The organism is Ralstonia sp. RL, from assembly GCF_001683835.1.
Classification (GTDB): domain Bacteria; phylum Pseudomonadota; class Gammaproteobacteria; order Burkholderiales; family Burkholderiaceae; genus Ralstonia; species Ralstonia mannitolilytica.
Window position 1 is genome coordinate 1 of sequence record NZ_LWRX01000209.1, and the last position, 21,745, is coordinate 21,745.

Annotated in this window: 24 protein-coding genes; 8 read left to right on the top strand and 16 right to left on the bottom strand. The window is 61.7% G+C overall.

Translation table 11 applies throughout. From position 1 onward, the window contains the following. Positions 1-271 precede the first annotated feature (271 nt). Positions 272-922 (top strand): BRO-N domain-containing protein, encoded by a 651-nt coding sequence (locus A6M56_RS19615; protein WP_257984036.1) that lies wholly within the window; start codon positions 272-274, stop codon positions 920-922. An 84-nt stretch (positions 923-1,006) separates the two neighbouring features. Here the strand turns inward: A6M56_RS19615 and A6M56_RS19620 are convergent, their stop codons facing one another. Continuing rightward, complete coding sequence (locus A6M56_RS19620) at positions 1,007-1,639, bottom strand: HEAT repeat domain-containing protein (RefSeq protein WP_102079713.1); 633 nt, start codon at positions 1,637-1,639, stop codon at positions 1,007-1,009. Between the two features lie 116 nt (positions 1,640-1,755). After that, entirely contained in the window at positions 1,756-2,133 is a 378-nt protein-coding gene (locus tag A6M56_RS19625; protein WP_102079714.1) for a hypothetical protein, read from the bottom strand. Positions 2,134-2,597: 464 nt separating this feature from the next. Between A6M56_RS19625 and A6M56_RS19630 the strand changes: the two genes are divergently transcribed. Then, positions 2,598-3,164 (top strand): BRO-N domain-containing protein, encoded by a 567-nt coding sequence (locus tag A6M56_RS19630; protein ID WP_257984035.1) that lies wholly within the window; start codon positions 2,598-2,600, stop codon positions 3,162-3,164. A 183-nt stretch (positions 3,165-3,347) separates the two neighbouring features. Here A6M56_RS19630 and A6M56_RS19635 read toward each other — a convergent pair whose 3' ends face one another. From A6M56_RS19635 to A6M56_RS19695, 13 genes are all read right to left on the bottom strand, one after another. After that, entirely contained in the window at positions 3,348-3,671 is a 324-nt protein-coding gene (locus A6M56_RS19635; protein WP_421080718.1) for a DUF6678 family protein, read from the bottom strand. A 283-nt stretch (positions 3,672-3,954) separates the two neighbouring features. Then, on the bottom strand, positions 3,955-4,476 hold the full coding sequence (locus A6M56_RS19640; protein WP_102079711.1) for a lysis system i-spanin subunit Rz: 522 nt from the start codon (positions 4,474-4,476) through the stop codon (positions 3,955-3,957). Positions 4,477-4,740: 264 nt separating this feature from the next. After that, positions 4,741-5,085: a hypothetical protein gene (locus A6M56_RS19645; protein WP_096744683.1), complete on the bottom strand. Its 345-nt coding sequence runs from the start codon at positions 5,083-5,085 to the stop codon at positions 4,741-4,743. Next, positions 5,086-5,724, bottom strand: coding sequence for a glycoside hydrolase family 19 protein (locus tag A6M56_RS19650; protein ID WP_102079710.1), 639 nt, complete (start codon positions 5,722-5,724; stop codon positions 5,086-5,088). It abuts the gene before it with no gap. 85 nt (positions 5,725-5,809) lie between these two features. Continuing rightward, positions 5,810-6,553, bottom strand: coding sequence for a hypothetical protein (locus tag A6M56_RS19655; protein ID WP_102079709.1), 744 nt, complete (start codon positions 6,551-6,553; stop codon positions 5,810-5,812). Between the two features lie 131 nt (positions 6,554-6,684). Further along, entirely contained in the window at positions 6,685-7,749 is a 1,065-nt protein-coding gene (locus tag A6M56_RS19660) for a phage late control D family protein (RefSeq protein ID WP_102079708.1), read from the bottom strand. 3 nt (positions 7,750-7,752) lie between these two features. Continuing rightward, complete coding sequence (locus tag A6M56_RS19665; RefSeq protein ID WP_102079707.1) at positions 7,753-7,959, bottom strand: tail protein X; 207 nt, start codon at positions 7,957-7,959, stop codon at positions 7,753-7,755. Continuing rightward, entirely contained in the window at positions 7,934-8,812 is an 879-nt protein-coding gene (locus A6M56_RS19670; protein ID WP_102079706.1) for a phage tail protein, read from the bottom strand. The genes A6M56_RS19665 and A6M56_RS19670 overlap by 26 nt, the downstream gene beginning before the upstream one ends. Positions 8,813-8,823: 11 nt before the next feature. Next, positions 8,824-11,241: a phage tail tape measure protein gene (locus A6M56_RS19675; RefSeq protein ID WP_102079705.1), complete on the bottom strand. Its 2,418-nt coding sequence runs from the start codon at positions 11,239-11,241 to the stop codon at positions 8,824-8,826. Positions 11,242-11,802: 561 nt separating this feature from the next. Beyond that, the gene (locus A6M56_RS19680) at positions 11,803-12,198 is read right to left on the bottom strand and encodes a hypothetical protein (RefSeq protein WP_145997187.1); all 396 of its coding nucleotides are present in this window, start codon (positions 12,196-12,198) and stop codon (positions 11,803-11,805) included. 197 nt (positions 12,199-12,395) lie between these two features. Next, positions 12,396-12,764, bottom strand: a complete 369-nt coding sequence (locus A6M56_RS19685) for a hypothetical protein (protein WP_257984062.1) — start codon at positions 12,762-12,764, stop codon at positions 12,396-12,398. A gap of 327 nt (positions 12,765-13,091) precedes the next feature. Next, entirely contained in the window at positions 13,092-14,207 is a 1,116-nt protein-coding gene (locus A6M56_RS19690; RefSeq protein ID WP_180964231.1) for a hypothetical protein, read from the bottom strand. A gap of 107 nt (positions 14,208-14,314) precedes the next feature. Then, complete coding sequence (locus A6M56_RS19695) at positions 14,315-14,713, bottom strand: hypothetical protein (protein WP_257984034.1); 399 nt, start codon at positions 14,711-14,713, stop codon at positions 14,315-14,317. 128 nt (positions 14,714-14,841) lie between these two features. Here A6M56_RS19695 and A6M56_RS19700 point away from each other — a divergent pair, with 128 nt between their 5' ends. Next, a complete protein-coding gene (locus tag A6M56_RS19700) occupies positions 14,842-15,021 on the top strand; it encodes a hypothetical protein (RefSeq protein ID WP_102079702.1) in 180 nt (59 codons plus the stop codon). A gap of 222 nt (positions 15,022-15,243) precedes the next feature. Here the strand turns inward: A6M56_RS19700 and A6M56_RS19705 are convergent, their stop codons facing one another. Next, entirely contained in the window at positions 15,244-15,768 is a 525-nt protein-coding gene (locus A6M56_RS19705) for a phage regulatory CII family protein (protein ID WP_180964230.1), read from the bottom strand. Positions 15,769-16,345: 577 nt separating this feature from the next. Between A6M56_RS19705 and A6M56_RS19715 the strand changes: the two genes are divergently transcribed. From A6M56_RS19715 to A6M56_RS19735, 5 genes are all read left to right on the top strand, one after another. Beyond that, entirely contained in the window at positions 16,346-16,834 is a 489-nt protein-coding gene (locus A6M56_RS19715; RefSeq protein ID WP_102079701.1) for a hypothetical protein, read from the top strand. Between the two features lie 126 nt (positions 16,835-16,960). Continuing rightward, entirely contained in the window at positions 16,961-17,782 is an 822-nt protein-coding gene (locus A6M56_RS19720; protein WP_257984033.1) for a hypothetical protein, read from the top strand. A 310-nt stretch (positions 17,783-18,092) separates the two neighbouring features. Further along, on the top strand, positions 18,093-19,277 hold the full coding sequence (locus A6M56_RS19725) for an ABC-three component system protein (RefSeq protein ID WP_102079699.1): 1,185 nt from the start codon (positions 18,093-18,095) through the stop codon (positions 19,275-19,277). Then, the gene (locus tag A6M56_RS19730) at positions 19,274-19,762 is read left to right on the top strand and encodes a three component ABC system middle component (protein WP_102079698.1); all 489 of its coding nucleotides are present in this window, start codon (positions 19,274-19,276) and stop codon (positions 19,760-19,762) included. The genes A6M56_RS19725 and A6M56_RS19730 overlap by 4 nt, the downstream gene beginning before the upstream one ends. After that, positions 19,759-21,717 (top strand): DUF3732 domain-containing protein, encoded by a 1,959-nt coding sequence (locus tag A6M56_RS19735; protein ID WP_102079697.1) that lies wholly within the window; start codon positions 19,759-19,761, stop codon positions 21,715-21,717. Before A6M56_RS19730 ends, A6M56_RS19735 begins: the two co-directional genes overlap by 4 nt. The last annotated feature ends 28 nt before the right edge of the window (positions 21,718-21,745 follow it).

Consider the following 21,745-nt stretch of genomic DNA (forward strand, 5'->3'; position numbering starts at 1 on the left):
CCCTCCTACCACCCGCCGTATACTCGGCCGGTTGCCGAAACAGCGGCACACGGGGGTGACAGCCCGGAATACTCAGGCGCACATCAGCCGCGCTTTGTCTTTACGCGCGGCTTTTTGTTTGCGCACGTCTGGCACTCCTATGGGCGGGCCGGATAGGAGGGCTTCGGCCCTGCCGGTTCCTGAGTTCCGGTCTGTCAACCTGTTCGGTTCCGCCCCACCCTCGATTGACAGCGAGCGGGGCGGCCCACTTACCGCAACTCAGGAGTCTGCTATGACTGGAAATCTCAGCAGCGCGTCCGCGCTCGCCCCTATCCCGAACACCTTCAATTTCGAATCGCATTCGGTGCGCGTTGTCATGCGCGACGACGAGCCGTGGTTCGTTGCGGCCGACGTGTGCCGCGCCTTGCAACTCACGAATCCGACCAAGGCGCTTCTTTCTCTCGACGCTGACGAGAAAGCCCTAACTTCAATTCAGGGCTTGTCCCGAGGAAACGATCGGGCCAACGTCATCAGCGAATCCGGCATGTACACCCTCGTCCTGCGCTGCCGAGACGCCGTAAAGCCCGGCACCGTGCCGCACCGCTTCCGCAAGTGGGTCACGTCCATCGTCCTGCCGGCCATCCGCAAGACCGGCCAGTTCACCGCACAACCGTGCATCGACGCCGCGCCCGCCGCCGCCCGCACACCCGCCGACCTCGCCAGCCTCTACCCCGCCGACGTCGAGCGCGCACTGCAACTGCTCAACAAACACATCTACCAGGCAGACCGCTACACCGGCATGCTCATCGTCCTGCAGGCCGACGACGCCAAAGAACCTGTCGTCATCTCCGCCGGCAGCTATCGGCACAAGCGCGCCCGCGCGCTGACTGACTTTGCGCGCGCGTCGGTGCAGATTTCGGATTTGATTGAGGCGGGGGTGTAGAGCGGGTGTGATGGGGCTCGCATCGCTGGCAGGGTTGTCGGCGGTGCGGGTACGGCAACCCTTTTCTTCGCGTGAACAGTTCCATCATTGGATGCCGTTGGCGCATTTACGTGCGTTCTCGACGACAAACTCGCGACCATCCTCGTCTGCCAAACGTAGGTATTTCGGCAGTTTGCTCGGGGCGACATCTTTTAGAACCCACAACGCTGCGATTCGTTGGTATTCGTGACCTGTGAGCCACGCCCTTTCCGCAAGGTGTTCGGCATGCTGGGACTTTAACGCTCCAAGCGCAAGCAACGCACGCCTGCTAACGTATTCGTCCGTATCGTCTACAAGGCGAAGTAGCACCTCTTCCGCCTTGTCCTTATGCGTAGACAGCGTTCCGAGTTGTGCCGCGATTTGCCACTTTGCGTCAGGCTCTGATGAATCAATTGCCAGCCGCGCAAGCTCAACGAGCGCGTCAGGTTTTCCAGCAAGTTGCTGGGAAATCCACTCCATCTCATTGTCGCGAGCAATCGCATAGAGCAAGTTTGCACGGCAGCCCTCGCCCCACGCGTTCGGCGGAACGGATTCTAATACCGCAATCGCGGTATCCCATAGTGATTGCCAGTGGTCGTAGCCGCACTCCCACTCGCCCGTTCGCTGGTGAGGCTGAAACGAGGCCGCCCACGCATTGAATTTCTCTACTTCTTCTTGCAGTGCATCTGCCGCGTTCATGGCTATATTGGTTGCTCTGGTCGCACCACTATACGGCGACGAAACACGAATGCTCAAAGTATAGTTACCCTCAGCTCAACTGAGGGGCATTCGCCCTTAACCCACCGTATATTGGATCAGCCCGCAGCGACCTCATAGGGTTCGTAGCCCAGCTGCTGCCATCGGACAATAGTCTCACGCACTAGGTCGCCTGTGCCTCCAACATGGGCGTCCGCCTCATGGCACAACGTAAGTTCAAAGTCGTGAGATTTGACGAAGATGTCGCCCCGGCCGACTTCAACAATTCCGGACTGTTCTGCTTGGATGACGCTCTCAAGAAGCGCATCCACCCTTACGGACTGCTCTTGCCACATGTCGTCGATGTCAAGATTGCAATCCCACCCAAAGCTAAGCTCAACCTCGCCAACCCCAGCTTCCGCTAGTTTGGCGATCACGAATTCCAGTTCTTGAAGTAGCAATCCCCGATTCAGTGGCTTAGTCCTGTTCTCGATCATTCTCGACCTCACGAATCGATTTCTCGTGTCAACGGCAGTGAAGCCCCCGTCACAGGATACCCGCTCACAGCAACCAAGACAGGCTGCCCCGTTACACCCACACATTGCACCCTCCTACCACCCGCCGTATACTCGGCCGGTTGCCGAAACAGCGGCACACGGGGGTGACAGCCCGGAATACTCAGGCGCACATCAGCCGCGCTTTGTCTTTACGCGCGGCTTTTTGTTTGCGCACGTCTGGCACTCCTATGGGCGGGCCGGATAGGAGGGCTTCGGCCCTGCCGGTTCCTGAGTTCCGGTCTGTCAACCTGTTCGGTTCCGCCCCACCCTCGATTGACAGCGAGCGGGGCGGCCCACTTACCGCAACTCAGGAGTCTGCTATGACTGGAAATCTCAGCAGCGCGTCTGCGCTCGTCCCTACCCCGAACACCTTCAATTTCGAATCGCACGCGGTGCGCGTTGTCATGCGCGACGACGAGCCGTGGTTCGTTGCAGCCGACGTGTGCCGTGCCCTGCAACTCACGAACCCGACAAAGGCGCTTCTTTCACTCGACGCTGACGAGAAAGCCCTAACTTCAATTCAGGGTTTGTCCCGAGGAAACGATCGGGCCAACGTCATCAGTGAATCCGGCATGTACGCCCTCGTCCTGCGCTGCCGAGACGCCGTGAAGCCCGGCACCGTACCGCACCGCTTCCGCAAGTGGGTCACGTCCATCGTCTTGCCCGCCGTCCGCAAAACCGGCCAGTTCACCGCACAACCGTGCATCGACGCCGCACCCACCGCCGCCCGCTCACCCGCCGACCTCGCCAGTCTCTACCCCGCCGACGTCGAGCGCGCGCTGCAGCTGCTCAACAAACACATCTACCAGGCAGACCGCTACACCGGCATGCTCATCGTCCTGCAGGCCGACGACGCCAAAGAACCTGTCGTCATCTCCGCCGGCAGCTATCGGCACAAGCGCGCCCGCGCGCTGACTGACTTTGCGCGCGCGTCGGTGCAGATTTCGGATTTGATTGAGGCGGGGGTGTAGAGCGGGTGCGGTGCGGCTCGCATCGCTGGCAGGGTTGGCGTGGCGATGCGGCTCATTGGCAATGATCGCTCCTGCCGGACGGGTACTGCAGCCGGAGACATGCGGCCGCTCTTGGCAGAATTAAAGCTGCGCTCTCTTGAAGAGGAAACCGGTTCTCTGCTCTCCTGCGTTGGGCAGTTGGCGTTACAGATAATCGACTTCGGTTCCGAGTGGTACGTAACCGAAAATTCTGAAGCCGAACTCTGTGACCACGCCTGGAACACGAACGGCGCGGAGGGCTTGCAGTACGGCATCACGCTGCGCCTCTGAGGTCACGGCGACTTCGACCCACTCGTCTTCTTCGTGACGGCCTTGGAAGTGATAGAACCACTCGCCATCCCACATGCCAACGTACCCAGTACGGATGTTGCGAACGCGAAACCGAGGTGCCATCGCCCCAAGCTCATACATGCCGATTCGGAGCTCGTTCCATTTGGTGTCGTTCATGAGAGGAACCATTGTCGGCATTCCGGTTGCAGTCACGAGAGGCTCCGCTCATTGAACGTGGTCGGTACGTTTGAAAGGACTGTAGCAGCGAAGTCGCTAGCGGTGCTCGGTTCACATGGCGTTCAAGGCACGCTATTTCTTCGCACACATAGTTTCCGCGCTTTTTCTTCGCCACTGCCTGCGGGCTCCCAAAATGCAACGTCCGCCGCAACAGCAAAACTTTTCTCAATTTTGCCCGAAGGGGCGACTGGCCGGTTTTGGCCGATAGCAGACGTTCGCGTCAAACCGATTTTCTGACGCTCCGTCAAGGGTTAGCACAGACACCTGCTCCCTCTAGCGCACGTTCGCGCGTCTGCAAGTATCTCAGTTTCTCAGCATCCCGCTCCGCCCCGGCGAAGAGATCGACAAGATCCGCCGCATCCTCTCCAGATAACTCACATCGGCCGGCGGCTCCATCGCCCAGGCGGGCGCCGGGCTGATCTTTACCTGCGCCGGCACCGGCGTCGGGCTGGCAACGGGCGCGCACTGACATCCGTACATCACCTGCAGCAAGAGCACGCTGCAGACGCGTGTTTTCAGCGGTGGCACGTTGCATCTCCGAGAAATGGGTACGGTCGAGCGCGTCGAGCTGGTCGGTAAGCTGCCGGTGTTTGTCGATGGCAGCCTGCAGCGCCGTCACGACGGTATCGACGGCGGCCTGGCGCTCGATGGCGTGGTCGCGCTGCATCTGCGCGATGGTCTTGTCGTAGCGGTTGGCTTGCCAGCCCCACGCGGCTGCTGCAGCCACCGCTGCCGCTGCCAGGAGCCGGAGGGTTGCGAAGTTCATTGGCTTTGCCTTGTCGGATGATGTGGGTGACCCACAGCCCTGCCACCGCCAGCGCGCAATGCAGTTGCACGGTGGCAATGTCGGGGGTGGCGTCAAGCGCGGCGGAGGCGCTGCCGAGCGCGCACAGGGCAACGGCGCCCAGCAGAAGCGCGCCGCGCAGCCCGTGCGGAATGGCCTGCGTGAGCGCAGACCACGCGGCGCCCGCGCAGATGGCCACGAGCGCCACGATGTCGATGGCGGTGAGCACGTCGTGTTGGCTGAGCGTCATTCCTTGCGGCCTCCTGTCCAGCGTTGGGCTGCCTGCTGCAACCAGTCGTGCACCAGGCGCCGCAGCGCCGGAAGCTCGCCATATGCGTAACCGACGATGGTCAGCCCGAACACGCCGGCAATGAACTTGATGGCGTCGGACTCCAGCCCCGCCGGCACGTGCCACAAGCCAATGACGCCGTTGCCGAGGTAATGCGCGCACGCAATGCCCAACAGCAACGACGCCACGCGCTGCACGGGCGTGCCCGGAATGAACCGCAGCGACACCAACGCACCGGCCGCGCCCGGCAAAATCGTGTCCACCACGCGCAGCAGCGTGCCCCAACCTGTTTGCTCAGCCATTCATGCTCCCAATGCTTGTTTGGCGGCTACCCAGCGCGTGCGGCGCGGCCCTTCCCCTTCCATGGCGGGGCCGCTGATGCGGCGCGTGATCTCGTCGAACTTGCCGGCGTCGGCCAGCTTGCCGAGCCCGAAGGCCCACCAGTACCAGCCGGCGGAAAGCGCGGCGTAGTCATCGCGCTCGAGCAGCTCGGGCCGCGCAACGAGGTCGAGATCCAGCGCGTGGCCGCACTCGCGGTAGTTGGCCAGGAAGGTGATTTGCTTGAGCCCGCGGCCCCGGTAGCGCCAGCCGTCGCCGCTTGCCGCATCGCCATTGCCGTACCGGTTGGCGTAGGCGATGTTGGCGATGCGTTGCTGCCGATCGAGCGGCACCACGCGCTCGCCCGGCTGGCGGCCCAGCGTGGCGGCCAGTGCGGGCGTGACGCGCGAGAACATCGCGGGCAGCGCCGCCACGGCGTAGTTGAACGATTCCGTTACGCGCGTGAAGCCGCCGGACTCGTGCCCGATCTGCGCGATGAATGCGGCCTGCTGCGCGGGCGTGGTGATGCCGAAGCGCTTGCACGTGGCCTCGATGTGCGGCCACCAGCGATCGGCGAGCGCAGGCGGCAAGGCTGCAGCCTTGCTGAAGGATTGTTTGTTCATGGCTTGGAAATGAAAAAGCCCGCCGGATGGCGGGCTGTTTTGAAGCGCTCGCAGCAGCGAACGCGGGAGTTAGGTAGTCAGGCGCTCATGAATTGGCGGCCTGCACCGAGCGTGCGTGCGGCCGATAGCGGAGCTTTGCCGCGATATAGGCCGGGACAAGAATTAACGCGACGTATGTTCCAAGGTAGCTGGCGACCTGATCCCACATAGGCGCGCCGACGTAACGCCGGTCCATCCAGTAGAAATAGACCTGGAACAGGATGGCTGGCAGCGCACCGGACAGAACCCATCGGATCGGCGCATTGCAAAACGCAAAGCCAATCGCCACACCTAGCCCGACTGCGGCAGCGATATGGAAATGCGTCCAGAACTCGCCAAGCAACTCATCGCGACCGCGCATGAGCAGCAGGCTGATCAGGCACGCAACTATCGGCCACAGCAAAAGCAATTTTGATGGCCGCGATAGCTCTGCTGGGCTCCGCGTCCATAGCCACCGCTTGAAAGCCTCGAGACTCCCATACTTGAGGCTGCGGAAACCAATGTAGGGCAGGCAAAACACAATGATTGCCCTCAGAGCCAACCCGAATCCGAACCCATACAAGGCGAAGAGCAGGCTCAGATACCAAGGGCCCAGACTGATGTCTTCCGGGTAGGCTTTCTCGTCAATGAGGCTTGCGTCAAACCACGATGCGATTCTGATGACGACCGATGCCGCTACGAACAGCCAGACCCCTATTTCAAGCTGCTTGCCCCACTTCAGTACAAGGGGCGCAATGGTGAATGCTGCAAGCGAGATCACGGCGAGCGCCAGAGTGTCCAACGCGGTCAACGCAGTTCCCCTTTAGGTCTAAGTTCTTTTGCCCGTGCATCCTGCCTCAACGGCCGTTCGTGGGCAACATTTGAGCGGCAAATCACCAGGCCCTTAGGGGAGCCGTCGGGCCGGGCAGACAATAGGGCACATCACTTGGGCGGCGCAGGAATGACCAGATTGGTCACCTTCGCCGCCTTCTTGGCTTTGCCCTGCCCCGCCTTGGCCTTGCCGTTGTTGCCGCCGTTCAGGCTCACATTCACCAGCCAGCTTTTGTTGGCGTAGATGTGCGTGACGGTATCGGCCAGGTAGTCGCCGTCGACTTGCGCTTTGAAGCCTTCCAGGCGCAGGGTTTTCTCGGCGCTGATATCGCCACGGCCGATCATCTCCAGCTCGCCTTCAGCGGTGCTGCGGTTCATGTCTTGCAGCTTGGCTTTGGCAGCGGCCCTTGCCGCTGGCAGGCTGGCATGCACGTGGCGGTCGGTGTGCGTGGCCTGCGCAGGCCCGCCGTCGGGCGCTTCCGGGTTGGGGATGTACAGGTCGATCTTGCGGCCGGTCTTGGCGTCGTGCGCGCGGGTTCTGACGCCGCCGACGCTGCTGCGGTCAGGAAATGTCAGGCGGTAGCGCATGAGGTCGGACGGGCGCAGCACGATGGGCGAGAGCGGTTTGCCGTCGGCGCTTTTGCCGCCGCCGCGCGGGGCGACGATGAGCCGGCCGCCCTTGACCGTGGCGGTGCCGCCGTACTGGCGCGCGAGCCGCGTGATGAAATGCAGATCGCTCTCGCCAAACTGGTCGGCGCGTTCGATGTGCGCCTCGATCGTGCAAGCGGGCTTCCAGCCGTGCCGGGCGGCCACGCTCGCCACGATGGCGGCGAGCGTGGTGCCGGTGTAGCTGGCGTTGCGCTGCGCCTTGGCGGTGGCGCGCATGTCGGCCGGCTTGCCGCGTATGACGAGGGTGGCGGGCGGGCCGCTCAGTTCGATCTCGTCAACGGCGTACGTGCCGCGTGTGGAGAGGCCCTTGCCGGCCCAGCCGAACGAGATACGCAGCTTGGCGCCCTTGGGTGGGAAGGCGATCTTGCCGTCGCGATCATCCAGCCGAATCTCGCAGCGGTCGGCTTCCATGCCCGGCTTGTCGGTCAGGCGGATCTCCAGCACGCGATCGCGCAGCAACGCGGTGATGTCTTTGCCGTCTGCCAGGACTTCGAATTGGGCTTCCATGCGCTACGTCCAAAGCTGGATGGGCTCGTCACGCGCGGGCGTGAGGTCCGGCAGGAAGATTTCCACGCCGGCGGCGTATGGCTGGCGGCGCGCGGCCAGGCCCGGGTTGGCATCGAGCACGGCTTCCACGGTGCCGGCCAGCGTGCCGTATGCGCGGTAGCAGAGCACGTCCAGCACGTCGCCGTCAGATGTTCTGATAGTCATCGCCATAGCGTCGGAACTCCAAATCGAAACCCTGTTTGCGTGGTGTGCCGTCGGCCAGCAGCCCGTCTTGCTCTTCGCCTACGCGATCGAGGAAGTAGCGGCCGAGCACGTCGCCCGAGCCGGTGGTCAGTTGCACGGGCTTGAGCGCGGCGCCGATGGCACGCAGGCGGTCGAGCTGCCCTGCCCCTGCGCCAGTGGCGGTGAAGATGGCGCCGGACACCGTGATGGTGTCGCCGCCGGCGCCCACGGCCTGCAATGCCTCTTGGCGCTGGATGCGTTCTTGCGCGGCGATGTTGTAGCGGGTCTCGCGGCGCAGGCGGTCGTATGCGGCCGTGGAGAGGCCGAACTGGAATTGCTCGCCGTCATCCGTCGACAGCACGAGCAGGCGCTCAGTGGCGCCTGCGGTTTGGCCGGCGCCGAGGATCTTGTCCGGGCCCAGCGCGTAGCTGGGCACCAGGCTGCGCACGTTGGGCGTGACGGCGGGCAGGACGGCATCGAGGCGGCGGCGCACGGTTGCCAGTGCATCAGCGGTGGATTGCGCCGCGCGCAGAACGGGGCTGAACCGCTCGCCCACTGCGGTGCGCTGGACGGCCGCCAACGCCGCGTCTGTAACGCCCAGCGTGCGCTGTGCCGTGCCTCTGCCGACCGCCATGCGGCCAGTACCGCCCATCGCGTCGCCTGCGGCGGCAAGCGCCGCGGTGGCGCTGGTCAGGTCACCCAATGCCTGCGCCTCACGGCGCCGGGCGTTTGCCTCTCCGGTGCCATCCGGCTTGCCGAGCAGGCGCTCCATCTGCCGGACATGCTCGGCAGCGCGCGCCGCATGCGTGGCCGCAGCGGATGCGAATTTCTCGAAGCTCATGGTGTGTTTCGTTACAGATGCGGGTGATCCGACATGGCGGCCCGGCGTTGTTGCGCGGCGTATTCGTCGAACTGGCGGCGCAGGTGTGGCATCAATTCCGCCGCGAGCTGGCGCGGGTCTTTGACGTCGCCGTTGACCGTCAGGTCGATCTTGGGTGCGAACTCGAACCGCTGGTCGACCTGCAGCGGCGGTGGCCGCGGCGCATTGGCGACCGCGCTAACGGTGCCGAGCGCTTCAGCCGCCCCGGCGGGCAGGACGGGCGCGCTTGCTGGTGTCGCGGCCACGGGCTTCTTATCGCTGAGGGCACGGTCGGCCAGCGCACTGCTGGCCTTGCCGCCCAGGTACGAACCCAGCATGCCGCCGAGCAACCCGCCAACAACGGTGCCGATGGGCCCCGCGATGGCGGTACCTGCGACGGCGCCGATGGCACGGCCTGCAGCGCCGCCGGCAAGTTCGCCGGCCAGCCCTGCACCAATGCCGGCGATGGCTTTGGCCTTGTCGGCCTTGGTGCCGGGCCTCTCGGCCGCTTCGGCGCTTGCCATGCCGGCCGTGCCTACCAGCGCCAGCACGCCAGCGACACCGCCGATCTTGCCCAGTTTGGGCGCTGCGCCATTCAGGAAGCGGCCGGTGGTGGCCAGCACGCCGGGCGTTTTTGCAGCGGCCGGTGCGGCCCTTGCAGCGGCGGCGCCAGCCTCCGCAGCACGACCGACGCCTGCAGCAACGGCAGTCCCGCGCGCGATGTCGGTCACGCCCTTCCCGATCTTCCACATAGCGCGCCCGGTCCTGAACGCCAGAATCGACGCGAGCACGCCACCGATGGCGACGGTGGCCTTGGGCGATTCCGCCGCCAGCTTGCCCACGGACGTGCCTGCGCTGGCGGCAAGATCCGCGACGGAATCCGTTACGGGCTTGAGCGCGTCGCCAATGCGCCGCATGGCTTCGTCCCACGCCTGCCCGACTTCGGCCCATTTCTGCTTGGAGCTGGCGCGGCGGTCTGCCAGGTCTTTCTCGATCTCGCCCGCCGCCTTGGCGCCTTCGTTCTTCAGGCGCTGGTACAGGTCGGCGTTCTGCATGTAGGCCGTCAGCGCCGCCTTGACCTGCATGTCGTTGAAGAGATCGCCGGTCTTCATCGTCTCTTCAAACGCGCGCATTTGCGCATCGCGCTTGGCGGGGTCGGATTCGCTGTTGAACTGCTTTGCGGCGGCGGCAAGCTGCTTGGCCTTGTCCGGGTCGGCCTGCTCGATGTAAGCGCGGGCCAGCACGAACGATGCTTCCATCGTGCTCCAGCCCTTGCCGATGGCCTCGCGCATCTTGGCCTGGTAGTCGATACCGGCCTTGGCGTAGTTGCCGGCCGTCTCTGCGCTGCCGATCTTGGAGAACCAGTTCTTCGTATTGTTGGCGGCTTCGTCGGCGCTGCCGGCAGTTTTCATCTGCACTTGCAGCAGCGCGCCGAGCTGCTCGACAGAGGTGTTGCCGACAATGCCCAGCTTCTGCATGTCGGCGAGCAGCACCGGGAACCAGCGGGCCATGTCGCTCGATTCGAAGGAGCCTTCCTTGCCCTGAAACGCGATGGTTTCCAGCGCCTGCGCCATCTTTGCCGGATCGTAGATCTTGGCGTTCTGCTCGAGCGCCTGGATCATCCGCGCGGTTTCCTTCGGGTCGGCGCCCTGGCTGACGGAGAACTTGCCCACCAGCGGCGCGAACGACAGCGCGCGGTCGAGATCCATGCCGGCCGACACCATCTGGTTGATGGCGTCTGCCAGCACGTTGCGGCCGATGCCGCTCTGCTGCGCGGAGGCGGCAATGCCGCTGCTCATCTCGCGCTCTTTGTCGGTGCGGGCGGCGCCGGCCTTGATGGCAATGTCGCGGATGATGGCCTCGTAGCCGGCGGAGATGGCCGTCGGTACCGCTGCGGCCGCGACAAACTTGGTGGTGTCGCCGATGGTGTTGCGCAGGCGCTCTCGGCCGTCGGCGAAGGCCTCCGCGCCGCGCGCACGCAGTTCGAGCCCGCGTGCGGTGCGGCCGAGCCGTTGGTACGAGCGGTCGAGCCGGTCGACCTCGAACCCGGCATCGCGCAGCGCGCGGGTGTTCTGCTCGATCTTGCGGCGCACCTTGTCGGCCGCGCGGTCGCCGGCGGCGTGCAGATCGCGAAACTCCCGCTGCAGGCGCTGCGTTTCCCCAATCGTGTTCTGCCAGAAACGCGCCTCGCCGGCGCGCTTCTTGAGGGCATCCAGCTTGGTACCGACCTCGTCTTCTTTGGCGGGGTCGGCGCCGCGCTTGATTTTCGCGAGCGTGGCATCGACGTCGACCAGCTTGCCGTCGGGCGTGGTGACCAGCTTCCCTTCTTTGCCGAGCTTGGTGACGTAGCTTGGCGACCAGTTCTGGCGCGCCGCGAACGCAGAGCGCGTCAGGAGGGTCGTTTCACTCATGATTTCACCATTTCACCTGGTAGGAGGTGAATTTCACTAAGCTAGAAAACTTGCCGCTAACGAAAAATCGCGGGTGCCCGCCCCCGCAGTGCCGGACGGCCTGAGGGGCCCCCGGTCTCTCTAGACGCCGAACGTACAAAGGGAGAGGCGAACCCGCACGCACCGACGCGGTGACCGCGCGGCGCTCTGGTCAGACAACCAAGAGATTCATCGTAGATTCCGAAAACCCGCCCGCAGCGCACTTGCCGTGACGAGCTGTTTGGATCTACTCACTTCCATTCATACGATGCCGCCCGGACGACTTGGGCGCGCGAGAGCTCTGTGAGCCAAGGGAAGCGCCGTTGTAGTGCTAGATCTGCAGCTGCAACGTTTTGGGCAGCACGGCCATTCTGCCAATGACTCGCGTCACAGGCCTCCATCCAAATTTCCTGGATCGTCGCTCGATCGGAAGCGCAGAGCGCAGGCCATGCCATCACATCTTGTAGGAACCTCCAAGGCAGACTCCAAGCTTCGAATGCCTCGATGGCAGTGACAATATCGAGCTGCATAGGGACGAATACGCTACCACCAACGTTGAAACTGTGTGAATTGCCGCCTTACATGTGCGAATTCATCAGCGTCGATGTGAGATCGACATGCAGCCATGCTCGCCTTACCCGTCATATCGCAACTCTCAAATTTCCAAGAGATTTGAGGTGTTCCGGACTCGATACCAATCCGCAGGACGAAGTGACCGCCCATGTCTGCAAGTTCCGCAGCTTCCTCTTCGATGCACGTTAAACGAGAGACGAACGCATCCCAAGAAGAACAATCGAACCATAAAGACCCCCTATAAACGAGCGTATGCCGCGCCTGCTGAACTTCAGCCGCGACAAGCACTCGCATCGAAGGCAGATGTTCATCAACCTCGCATACATCCAGGTGCAACCGAAGAGGAATTTCTAGCTTGAGTTCCATCTCTCGCTCAATGTGTAGGGGAAGTCGTAGCTCTACATTCTAATGAGCGCCGTTGACGGGAGTCGATGAGACCGACTTTCCACACAAACCTGCACGGACAAAACAAAAAGCCCGACACGGCAATCCGGTCGGGCTTACGTTTTCTATGGGCGTGCGTCGCCCCACGAACCGAACTGTAAGCGACGCCCCTCACCCCATCAATACTCGACACCGAATTTAACAATCCAAGGCCTGATCGCCACCTTCGCCGCCGCATACGCCTGTGGCTGCCGCAACCCCGCACGCGGGTTCCGCCACACACCCGGCCCACGCCTATTCCGGCACTCCACCCGAATCGCCAGCGCGTGGTCGCCCGAGATCGCGTCCATCGCCGCCGCCACCTGCTTCATCTGCCACGCATCCACGCTCGCCTCGTGAATGTCATCCGTCGACATCCACTGCCGTGAGCTGGCCGACCCGCCGCACGTCGCATCCCGGTTCGAATACCACTTCTCGCCCGAGTACTGCGCCTCCCAGCAGAACCAGTCGAACAGCAGATCATCGAGCGCCTGATCCTCACTGGTCACCAACGCAGATCGCCTCGTCACCTCACGCGGCTTAACGCAATACATCCTGCCTCCTCGATCCGACAATTTCACGCATACGCGCCAGGTGCGTTTTCGCCTGTACCACAGCCGGCGGCGCCCCCACCAACGGCGCATCCGGGATCGGCGGCAAATGCTCCGCCACCGCCACCCGCCAGAGCGCGGACCATCGCTCCTCAGCATCAGCCCAGTGCGCCGCCTCAACGGCCTTCATCCCAAACCGCACAGCCGACCAGAACACGGGCCGCGACGGCCACTCAGCCTTCCCGCGCGCCGCCAGTGACGCAGCCTTGAACGCATCCTCCGCCGTCATGCCACACCTCGCTCAGCAGCTGCCGCCCGGCGCAACCGCCCGGCATGCCACGGCAGCCCAGCCACCGCCTGCTCTGCCTGTGCCTGCAACCGCGCCAACGCCTCCTCCTGCTGAAGCCGCAACGCCCTCGCCCGCTCCCGCGACTCCCGCACCGCAGGCGCGTACGACGGCACCCAATCCGGATCAGCCGCCCGCTTCGCGTGGTAAGCCAACATTGCGAACGGATCGTCCACGCCACCGGCAGCCATACGGCCCCGCCATTCGTCGATCACCACCTGCCTCATGCCCAGGGGTGCCCGAGCCACAATTCGCGCAACACGCGCCCTCTCCGCCGCGCCCATGTCCACCGGCCACGCGAGGTCAGCCTGCCACGCCACGGCCGAAACCTCTTCACTCTCTGGACGCTGGGCCGCAGGCCCATCCCCAACCACAGCGGTGCTCTGACCACGTTGCTCTGAGAGCCGGTGCCTCCTTGCGCCCCGACGGTGTTGGGGGCCATTTCGATCCTCCCGCGCCGCAGGCGTGGGGGACTCGATCTCTCTCTTCTCACGCCGCCGGCGTGGGGGGTTAGGGGGGTTGGTGTTTACGGGGTTACCGGAATACGGATGTGTGGCGGCTTTCGCGTTATCCACAGACTCGGGAATGTCCGTAAAACCCGCGTCAGCACTGAATTCGTAGCCATCCTGCGGGTGTATCGAACCTCGACCGGCTTTCTTTTGGACGCACGAATCCGTATCCGCCAACGGGCACGCAAAAACAAGCTCGTATTGCCCGCCAAGCCGGCGCAACAGCCCCAGCTTCTCGAGCTGCGCCAGCATCCGCTGCAGCTTCGACTTGTCGTGCGCCAGGTAACGCACCCCTCGCCGCGCAGTGCGCTCCGTCCACTCACGCAGCGCCTGATACGAGATCCGCACCACGCGCCCCACAATGCCCGTACGGAAATCCATACGCGGGCGCAGCGCCACCAGGTACAGATGCGCGATCTCCGCACCCGCCCCGGCCAGCGCGCTCAACTCAAGATCATTGATGCGATACGCCGACACCCTCGCCTCCATTGCTTCGCGCCAAGCCCAAATACCCGGCCAGCCACGCCACGTGATGCGCGCTGCCAACCGGATACTCGTTCGCCTCATCCAACGCGCGGCCAGACAATGCAGCCGCCCTGCCCTTGGCCCAAACAGCGCCAACGGCCTCGATAGGAATGTCCATGGAATTGCCCTTACAGCCGCAGCGGCGCGGCCTTACACAGCACGTCAAACACCGCCACAAACTCCGGCGACGTCGACGCAATAACAGTGGATCGAAAAGCGAGGCGCTCCGCCTCAGTTGAAATCGCGCGATAACGCGACGCGCAGGCCAACGCCAGCGCAGAAGACTCACCAGCCGCATTGAACGGCCAAAACACATCAGCCAGCGGCCACGCGCAAGCATCCAAAAGATGCTCCGCAAACTTCGACAGCACCGGCAGCCCGCGCGGCTTGAACGCCCCCGCAATACGGTGCCACGCACAACACATCTGATCGACGCGCTCACATGACAAGCCCACAGCAACACGCCCTGCCTTGCAGCACGTCATACCGTGTGAAAAGCGTGGCGTGTTGTCTTGCTTCTGTGTCATGCGATGCCGAACCCTGTCAAAAATCGATACAACGTGGCGCTGCAGGTTGCCGCCCGAACTGCTGGCGGCAACACTCCGTCGTCGGGTCGATGACCCCGACGAAACGCCAACCCTTTCAACGAGGAAACATGGAACTCAAAGACGCACGCGATGACGCAAAGAAATTGCTCATGACACTAATTGAGCAACAGCCCGCCATGTTTGGATCTGCGAACGCTCCCAACGGGCGCGCTGGCGAGACTGCGGCGCATTTCTGCTCGATGTTTATCGAGACCTACGCCGCCTACCTTGTCAAAACGACCGAGTAACCTCGTCCAGTAGCCTTAGCTCGCGCGTCAGGGCCTCACGAGCCACCGTTAGACGCGCGGGCATATCGAGAAGTGGGTCAATGTCCGCCACCACTTTCGCGCACAGCACATCAGCAATTTTCTTGGCATGCTCCGGCGACAACTTCGCCTGCCGAACGCAATTTTCTTTACAGCTTTGCATCACTTCTCCTATGCGCTCTCGCGCTTCAAAAAAACAGTCAATCACGCCTTGCCACGCAGCCGCTGCAACCGCTCAGCATCACGCTGCGCACGCACACGCAGCAGCTCACGCAGCACCATCACAGAAGCCGTCGCCTCTTCAAACTCCCGCTCCAGCTTTCGCATCTCACCCTCGGAAAGATGGTTGTCCGCCAGCGCCGCAGACATCGCGCGGCTCACATCGCCCACCTCTGCCAGCACCTTGCAAAGCGCCTCATACAGATCCGTATTCGGCAGATCTTCGCGAGCCACCTCGGGCAGAGGAATCGCCACCATCCCGTGCCGCCAGCACAAAGCCTGAATCGGCAGCTTCGCGTTCGGCACACCCGCGCCTTCCGCGTGCTCAACAGTCACCGACACCTCTTCAAACGACACATAGTTCGTCTGCACATGCGGCAGCAGCTTGTTGCGCAGCACTGCGGCGGACTTGTCCATGCGCGCGGCCAATCCTTCAACGCCGCCCGGGTAGCCACGCGCCACCCAGTAGAGCGCGTAGTGTTGATTGATCTCGGAATAGTGGTGGCTCAAGTTGTCTCTCCTAAAGAGCTGTCATAGACCGGGCGTGCGGGTCGCACTACCGGCGGTTTTGGTGGGCGCGTACACTTGCCTCATCGTTGGAACGGCACGATCCAGCGCGCAGAAGCTGACGGCTGAAAGCCCTCGTTGGCCAGCAAGCACTGCTCGCCCGGCTCACGCGACGAATGCGCCGAAGACGTGCCGCAGATGCCGCAGCCGGTATCATTCGAGGCTTGGGCCGCATTGGCCGCTGGTGTAGCCGTGTGAATGACGCGCGGGCAGAGATAAGCTCGGGCCAGATCAAATGCCAGTCGTCGGGACGAAGGTGTTTGCGCGTAACAAGCGCACGCGTCTCCCTCTCGATGCCAACGCAAAACATCGGCCCCAACCGGATGCGAAGGCTAATTGCCTTGCGCAGATAGCGGATCGTCGTGCCACACAAGCGCGCGAAATCCGCCTGTTCATCCGGCGACATTGCGTTTAAGTAAGCCCGCAGGTTTTCCATGCGACGATGGTACCCACGGGTATTTTTTATCTCAATACCTTGGCGGGCCGTATCCGCAAAAAACAGGGCCGGAATTTGTAAAGAATGGATAAGTACGAACGACGTCGGCGGCGGCTGGACCAGATTCGAGTCACTCGCTTCGAGGGCTCGATCGTCAAACTCGCGCAAGCAATCAGCAAAGCGCCGTCATACGTCGGGCGCATGCTGTACGAAGAAGGCAAAGCTGGCCGCAAACGCATCGGTGAAGACGTCGCCCGCGAGATCGAGCAAGCGCTCCACCTGCCGCCTCTCTCCCTCGATGCAGAAGACGACGCCCCGCCCGCGCCGGACCTTGGCGCACTGGCAATCAGTGCGTTGAACGACCTTTCGGAACGAGACATCGAAGCAGCGATTGCGACTCTCGAAGCGGTGCTCGCGGCAAAGAAGCAGCTTAAAGGTGGTGCACGGCTTGTCGAATTAGATGGACCGAAGGCAAAGCGCTTCGAGGAAGCACCGGCAGAGGTCGCCGAGCCATCCGACTATGGCTATCCCCCGCTTCCCAAGGCAAAGGCACAGCGCAAGCGCGCCAGTTAAAGAATCCCGCTTCGGCGGGATTTTTTATTTCCTGTTGAGCTGGATGCGAATAGGAGAATTCTTATTCTATTGTTGGCCGCCCACCAACAACATGACTGCCCGCGCGGGCCGTCAGTCGAATCAACAATGGGCACCCTCATTCAGTTTCCTCAGCCAGGCACGCGCACACCGCCTCGGCGACCTCCGTCCAACGACAGCGAAGCACAAGACGCGCGTCTCGCCTCGGCGTATCGGCGCGACCTCGATCGCGCAGTTTCACGGCTACTCGAGCACGTTCAGAGCGATGCTTACGACGGTGTCGCGCTGGTTCTCATACCGACATCGCCAGCGCGCAAGGCAGCCTTCGTTGTCGGAGGGTTCTACAGGCACAGACTGACAGATGCTGCAGATGCCGCGATGCAGTTGCATCTAACGATCAAGTTGCGCGCACGCGAGCAAAGCGCGGAGCCGCAGCGCTGCCATAGCCAGAAGACTCTCCAGCATCCACAACCGCGCAAGGAACCGACCTCAGAGCAAGGTATGCAAGCGATTCTGCAAGAAAGATGGAACAACGCGACCGCCCGATATCAGCACTGCGAGCAATTGCTTCGCATCGCCTTCAGTAAGCAGCTTCGTGCCTCTCCCGAAACCACGGCCATTCTGTTGAGCATCACGCAGTTGCACATCGAAACGGTGGCGAACTGTCTATGGGAGTTGGTGCGCCAGCCGGGTAGAACGACCCCTAAAGAGAGGCACGAAACATTGATCGCGATTCAGCTTTTCCGCACCGCGCGTGCGCAAGTGTCGGCCTGGATGCCACCAGTAGGTCAGGAAGACGCATATTTTTCTGCAAATGCCCTGGCCCTCTCAGAAGACATCTTGCGCGAAGGCGATGTACTGCTTACGCGCGTTGAGGACGCGCTCAGCCGACTTGCTGGTGATATTCTCATTGAATCCGTGGGCACGTAGTACAACCCGGCCCCATGGATTATGTGGCGCCCTATTCTGCGTGCCCACAAAGAGGGGATGCCTCCTTGTTGATAATCATGAAAAATGGTTACGGACGCGCGTTGCGGCAACCTACAATTGGAAGGCCCACGTGGAAACGCGCGAAGCTTGACAGCTATTGTTGAGTGAGGCAACCATTCTGTCGGCGCCGCGCAGTGACGAGCGCAAACGCATTGCGGTCAATTAAGAAGACACAGTTGAAGATAACCAGAGGCTTCGAACTGTAGATCACGACTGGCAACGTCAGTGGCAAGACAAGGGGAGGAAGCACGTGGATGCGACAAAAGACAAGTTCGCTGCCGGAGAGCAGGGGCTCGGGTACATCTATCAAGTCCGGTTCGCGCTTGCGCACTTGATGGGGCAGGAAGAAAGTCAAACGCTATTCCTCGAGGCCGACGACGACGTCAAAGTCGTCGATGTGGATGGTCAAAGCACTCTCATTTCTCTGAAGCATAAGAAAGTCGGAGAGACAGTCGGCACTCTATCCGTCGATTTTTGGAAGTCTGTGCGCATTTGGCTTAGCAGGTACATTCGCGACGGCAAGCTAGCCTGCGACCACTCGTACTGCATGGCAACGACCGCGCGTGTAGGTCAAAAATCGGAGCTTCGCTTCTTCCTCCCTGGCTCTGTGAAACCGACCGGCTTTGAGAACAACCTCCTGACGGAGCTCGATGGGTCAGCTTCGGAACTGAGCGGCGAAATCAGGACAACGTTGAAAGCGCTCAGCGCGACCGAACGGCAGGATTTTTTCTCTCGGATTGTTATTGCGGACGAATCACCACGCATTCCAAACCTCGAAGCCGAGATCACGAGGCAAATGAAGGCGGTCCGTCAAAAGTATCGCGATGATATCCGCGAGAGGTTAGAAGGATGGTGGTGGAGCCAGGCAATTGCGCACCTCGAAGGCACACGGGGCGCAATATCCGGCTATGAGGTATGGGATAAGGTCGCCGCCTATAGCGAGGAGTACCGTGACGATAATCTGCCGATCACGTTCGGTGACAGCCTCCCACCCGAAGGTGTCGACGCGGACAAGGACACTCGCCAGTTCGTTCAACAGCTACGGGCGATTGGCATGCCCACCTACAGTCTCGAATTAGCCATTCTCGACTTCCACCGAGCTTTCTCACAGCGATCTCACTGGGCACGAACAGAGGTGCTCCTGGATGATGAGCTCGGCAAGTTCGAGAGAAAGCTAGTCGGCGAGTGGAACAGGGTGCGTGCTCATAAGAAAATCACTCCAACCGCCTCGGAACAAGAGCTCGAAGAGGTAGGGCGTGCCCTCTACGAATGGGCAGAGCTGAAGTGCCAGACTCAGATTCGGGCGCGCGTTACCGAGGAATTCGTGCGGCGCGGGACCTTCCATATCTTGGCCAATCGCTCGCCAGAACCGGCAGTGTATTGGCACCCGAAGTTTGCTGAGCGCCTCAAAGCAGCACTGGAGGCCGCTCAATGATGAACTGGGATAGTCGGCCGTTCGAGATACGAAACCTCTTCAATCCGGCGTTCTGTGCAGTGGTGCTTGCAGCAGCTATTAGAGCGTATCAAAAGCAGGCGGGGGCCCCTATGCCTTATTCGCTGACGCTGCTTATTCTCCCTCTCGCCTTACATCATCGGACTTGTAACGAAATTGCCTTAAGTCCGAAGATTTCGATCCTGCGCATCATTGCCCGTCAACCAGACCTTTTGGTTGATTTCGCACCTCGCGCGCGCGGCTTGATTCAACCGGCTATGGAGGCCTTTGCGTTATTGGCACGCCATAACTGCATCGAGGTGACCGACGCGGGGAGTATCAGCTTGGGCCCCAAAAAGGTGTCGATGCGCAAGCTAGCCACGCCCGATGCGGAGCGATGTAGGTCGACTGCGGCCACAATTGGCCGCCAGTTCGCACAGATCAACGACCGAGTGACCATCTACACGAGTCTTGGCATCCGTCCATGAAAATTGCCTCCATTCACCTGTATAGCCACGACGGTCGCCGGCGTGACCTTAAACTGCAAACGGAAGGGCTAAACATCATCACGGGGTTGGCCTCCACCGGCAAATCATCGTTGTCTGACATTGTCGAATACTGCATGGGAGAGGCGGACTGCAAGATCGCAGAGGGCTTCATTCGGGAGAAAGTGTCCTGGTTTGCGGTCATCTTTGATTTCCCGGGCGAGCAGGTTTTTGTCGCGAAGCCGAACCCTCAACCGGGAAAGATTTCATGCTCATTGGCGATGGTACGGCGCGGCTCCAACCTGCAGCCCCCGCCCCACTCTGAACTTCAACATGATGGCGGCGATGAGCTCGTTCAAAGCGTGCTTTCAAGCTTGCTAGGAATCCCCGAAGTCAGGACATCCGTCCCCGAAAGAAGCACTCGCGACAGCTACTCTGTCAACGTTAAGCATACGGTCTACTACCTGTTCCAGAAGCAGGGCCTCGTTGCTAACAAGGATCTGCTGTTCTACCGGCAATCTGAAGAGTGGTTACCGCAGACAATCCGAGATACGTTCGCTGTGCTCTTTGGTGTCTCACACGCTGGCCAACTCGAGGCCGAAGCGAACCGGCGCGCAGCGCAACGGGAACTGAGGATTGCACAGAAGGAACTTCGCTCCGCGGAGCAGTCGGAGAACGTTTTAGACACTCGTGGCGTTGCACTTCTTGCGGAGGCTCGAGCGGCAGGCATCGTCTTCGGTAGCGCCCCCGTAATGAAAGAGGGCGAAAGTGAGTTGGTCAGCGCCCTGAGACAAGTATTGACGTGGAGACCCGGCACGGCCCTTCTGCAGAGTGACGGCTCGGTAGCCAACCTTCAGTCAAGGAGGTCGATCCTTCGGTCGCGCCGCCGCCAGCTAACGGAGCAAATTCTTGCTGCGCGCCGCTATTCCGAGGGCGCATCAGCCTTCCAAAACGAAGCGAATGAGCAGCGCTCCAGACTCGAATCGATCCATAGCTTGCCTCAGAGCACAGACGGCTCTTGGCAGTGGCCATTCCTAAGCGAATCAGATGCTCGAATGGACGGGGTAGCCGAAGCGCTTCTCGGTGAACTGCGAAGACTCGAAAGCGACCTTTCACAAGTTGTAGGCAGCCGGCCTCGCCTTGACGAGCACCTCGCTATGCTCAGCAACCGCGCTGCGGTACTAGCCGAAGAGGTTGAGCGGGTCGAAGTTGAGCTTGCGGCAACTATCGTCGCCGACGAGAAAGCTGCGGCACAAGACGACGCCAACACAGTAGCCGCAAGGGTTCAGGGGCGCGTGAGCTTCTTCCTCGACAACCTAGAGTCTGGTGAATCTCTGGCAGCGCTGCGTAGAAGGGTCGATCACCTTAACGCAAAGGTAGCTTTGCTGACCGATCTCGCGGGCTCGGACGAGGACACAGAAGCGCGGCTGGAGTCCATCGTCACAAACGTTTCTGTCACGCTCACCGAGCTTGTCCGTGAGTTCAAAGCCTACTTCCACGAGTTCCAGTTCAGGCTGGATGTGAACAAGCTGACCGTCGTGGTGGAGCGACCTGGCGACCCCATTCCCATGAATCGAACGGGCGGAGGCGCTAACTGGCTGGCATACCACATCTCTGCGCTGCTGGCCCTGCACCACTACGCTGCAGAGAACGATCGTCCGATCCCGCGATTTCTGATGCTGGATCAGCCCACGCAAGTCTACTTTCCTTCGCAGATGGTCTACGAGTCGGCCGCCGGCGACGCTCAGCGTACCCATGCTGACGCAGATGTAGTGGCCGCTAAGCGACTATTTGAAACCCTACTTCGATTCACCCGGGAGAAGGTACCGGGCTTCCAACTGATCGTCACAGAGCATGCCAATTTCGCCGATGGTTGGTTCCAGGAGGCTTTGGTAGAGCCCCCATGGGTGAACCCACCCGCTCTCGTTCCTTCGGATTGGCCGACCCCGAGACGTTAAGTGTTGTGTCGCGTCGAAGAGCCGTACG

Excerpts from the sequence above, each read along its gene's own strand:
- A6M56_RS19615 (WP_257984036.1), top strand. The coding sequence starts at position 272 with ATGACTGGAAATCTCAGCAGCGCGTCCGCGCTCGCCCCTATCCCGAAC.
- A6M56_RS19620 (WP_102079713.1), bottom strand. The coding sequence starts at position 1,639 with ATGAACGCGGCAGATGCACTGCAAGAAGAAGTAGAGAAATTCAATGCG.
- A6M56_RS19625 (WP_102079714.1), bottom strand. The coding sequence starts at position 2,133 with ATGATCGAGAACAGGACTAAGCCACTGAATCGGGGATTGCTACTTCAA.
- A6M56_RS19630 (WP_257984035.1), top strand. The coding sequence starts at position 2,598 with ATGCGCGACGACGAGCCGTGGTTCGTTGCAGCCGACGTGTGCCGTGCC.
- A6M56_RS19635 (WP_421080718.1), bottom strand. The coding sequence starts at position 3,671 with ATGCCGACAATGGTTCCTCTCATGAACGACACCAAATGGAACGAGCTC.
- A6M56_RS19640 (WP_102079711.1), bottom strand. The coding sequence starts at position 4,476 with ATGAACTTCGCAACCCTCCGGCTCCTGGCAGCGGCAGCGGTGGCTGCA.
- A6M56_RS19645 (WP_096744683.1), bottom strand. The coding sequence starts at position 5,085 with ATGGCTGAGCAAACAGGTTGGGGCACGCTGCTGCGCGTGGTGGACACG.
- A6M56_RS19650 (WP_102079710.1), bottom strand. The coding sequence starts at position 5,724 with ATGAACAAACAATCCTTCAGCAAGGCTGCAGCCTTGCCGCCTGCGCTC.
- A6M56_RS19660 (WP_102079708.1), bottom strand. The coding sequence starts at position 7,749 with ATGGAAGCCCAATTCGAAGTCCTGGCAGACGGCAAAGACATCACCGCG.
- A6M56_RS19665 (WP_102079707.1), bottom strand. The coding sequence starts at position 7,959 with ATGGCGATGACTATCAGAACATCTGACGGCGACGTGCTGGACGTGCTC.
- A6M56_RS19670 (WP_102079706.1), bottom strand. The coding sequence starts at position 8,812 with ATGAGCTTCGAGAAATTCGCATCCGCTGCGGCCACGCATGCGGCGCGC.
- A6M56_RS19675 (WP_102079705.1), bottom strand. The coding sequence starts at position 11,241 with ATGAGTGAAACGACCCTCCTGACGCGCTCTGCGTTCGCGGCGCGCCAG.
- A6M56_RS19680 (WP_145997187.1), bottom strand. The coding sequence starts at position 12,198 with ATGGAACTCAAGCTAGAAATTCCTCTTCGGTTGCACCTGGATGTATGC.
- A6M56_RS19695 (WP_257984034.1), bottom strand. The coding sequence starts at position 14,713 with ATGACACAGAAGCAAGACAACACGCCACGCTTTTCACACGGTATGACG.
- A6M56_RS19700 (WP_102079702.1), top strand. The coding sequence starts at position 14,842 with ATGGAACTCAAAGACGCACGCGATGACGCAAAGAAATTGCTCATGACA.
- A6M56_RS19715 (WP_102079701.1), top strand. The coding sequence starts at position 16,346 with ATGGATAAGTACGAACGACGTCGGCGGCGGCTGGACCAGATTCGAGTC.
- A6M56_RS19720 (WP_257984033.1), top strand. The coding sequence starts at position 16,961 with ATGGGCACCCTCATTCAGTTTCCTCAGCCAGGCACGCGCACACCGCCT.
- A6M56_RS19730 (WP_102079698.1), top strand. The coding sequence starts at position 19,274 with ATGATGAACTGGGATAGTCGGCCGTTCGAGATACGAAACCTCTTCAAT.
- A6M56_RS19735 (WP_102079697.1), top strand. The coding sequence starts at position 19,759 with ATGAAAATTGCCTCCATTCACCTGTATAGCCACGACGGTCGCCGGCGT.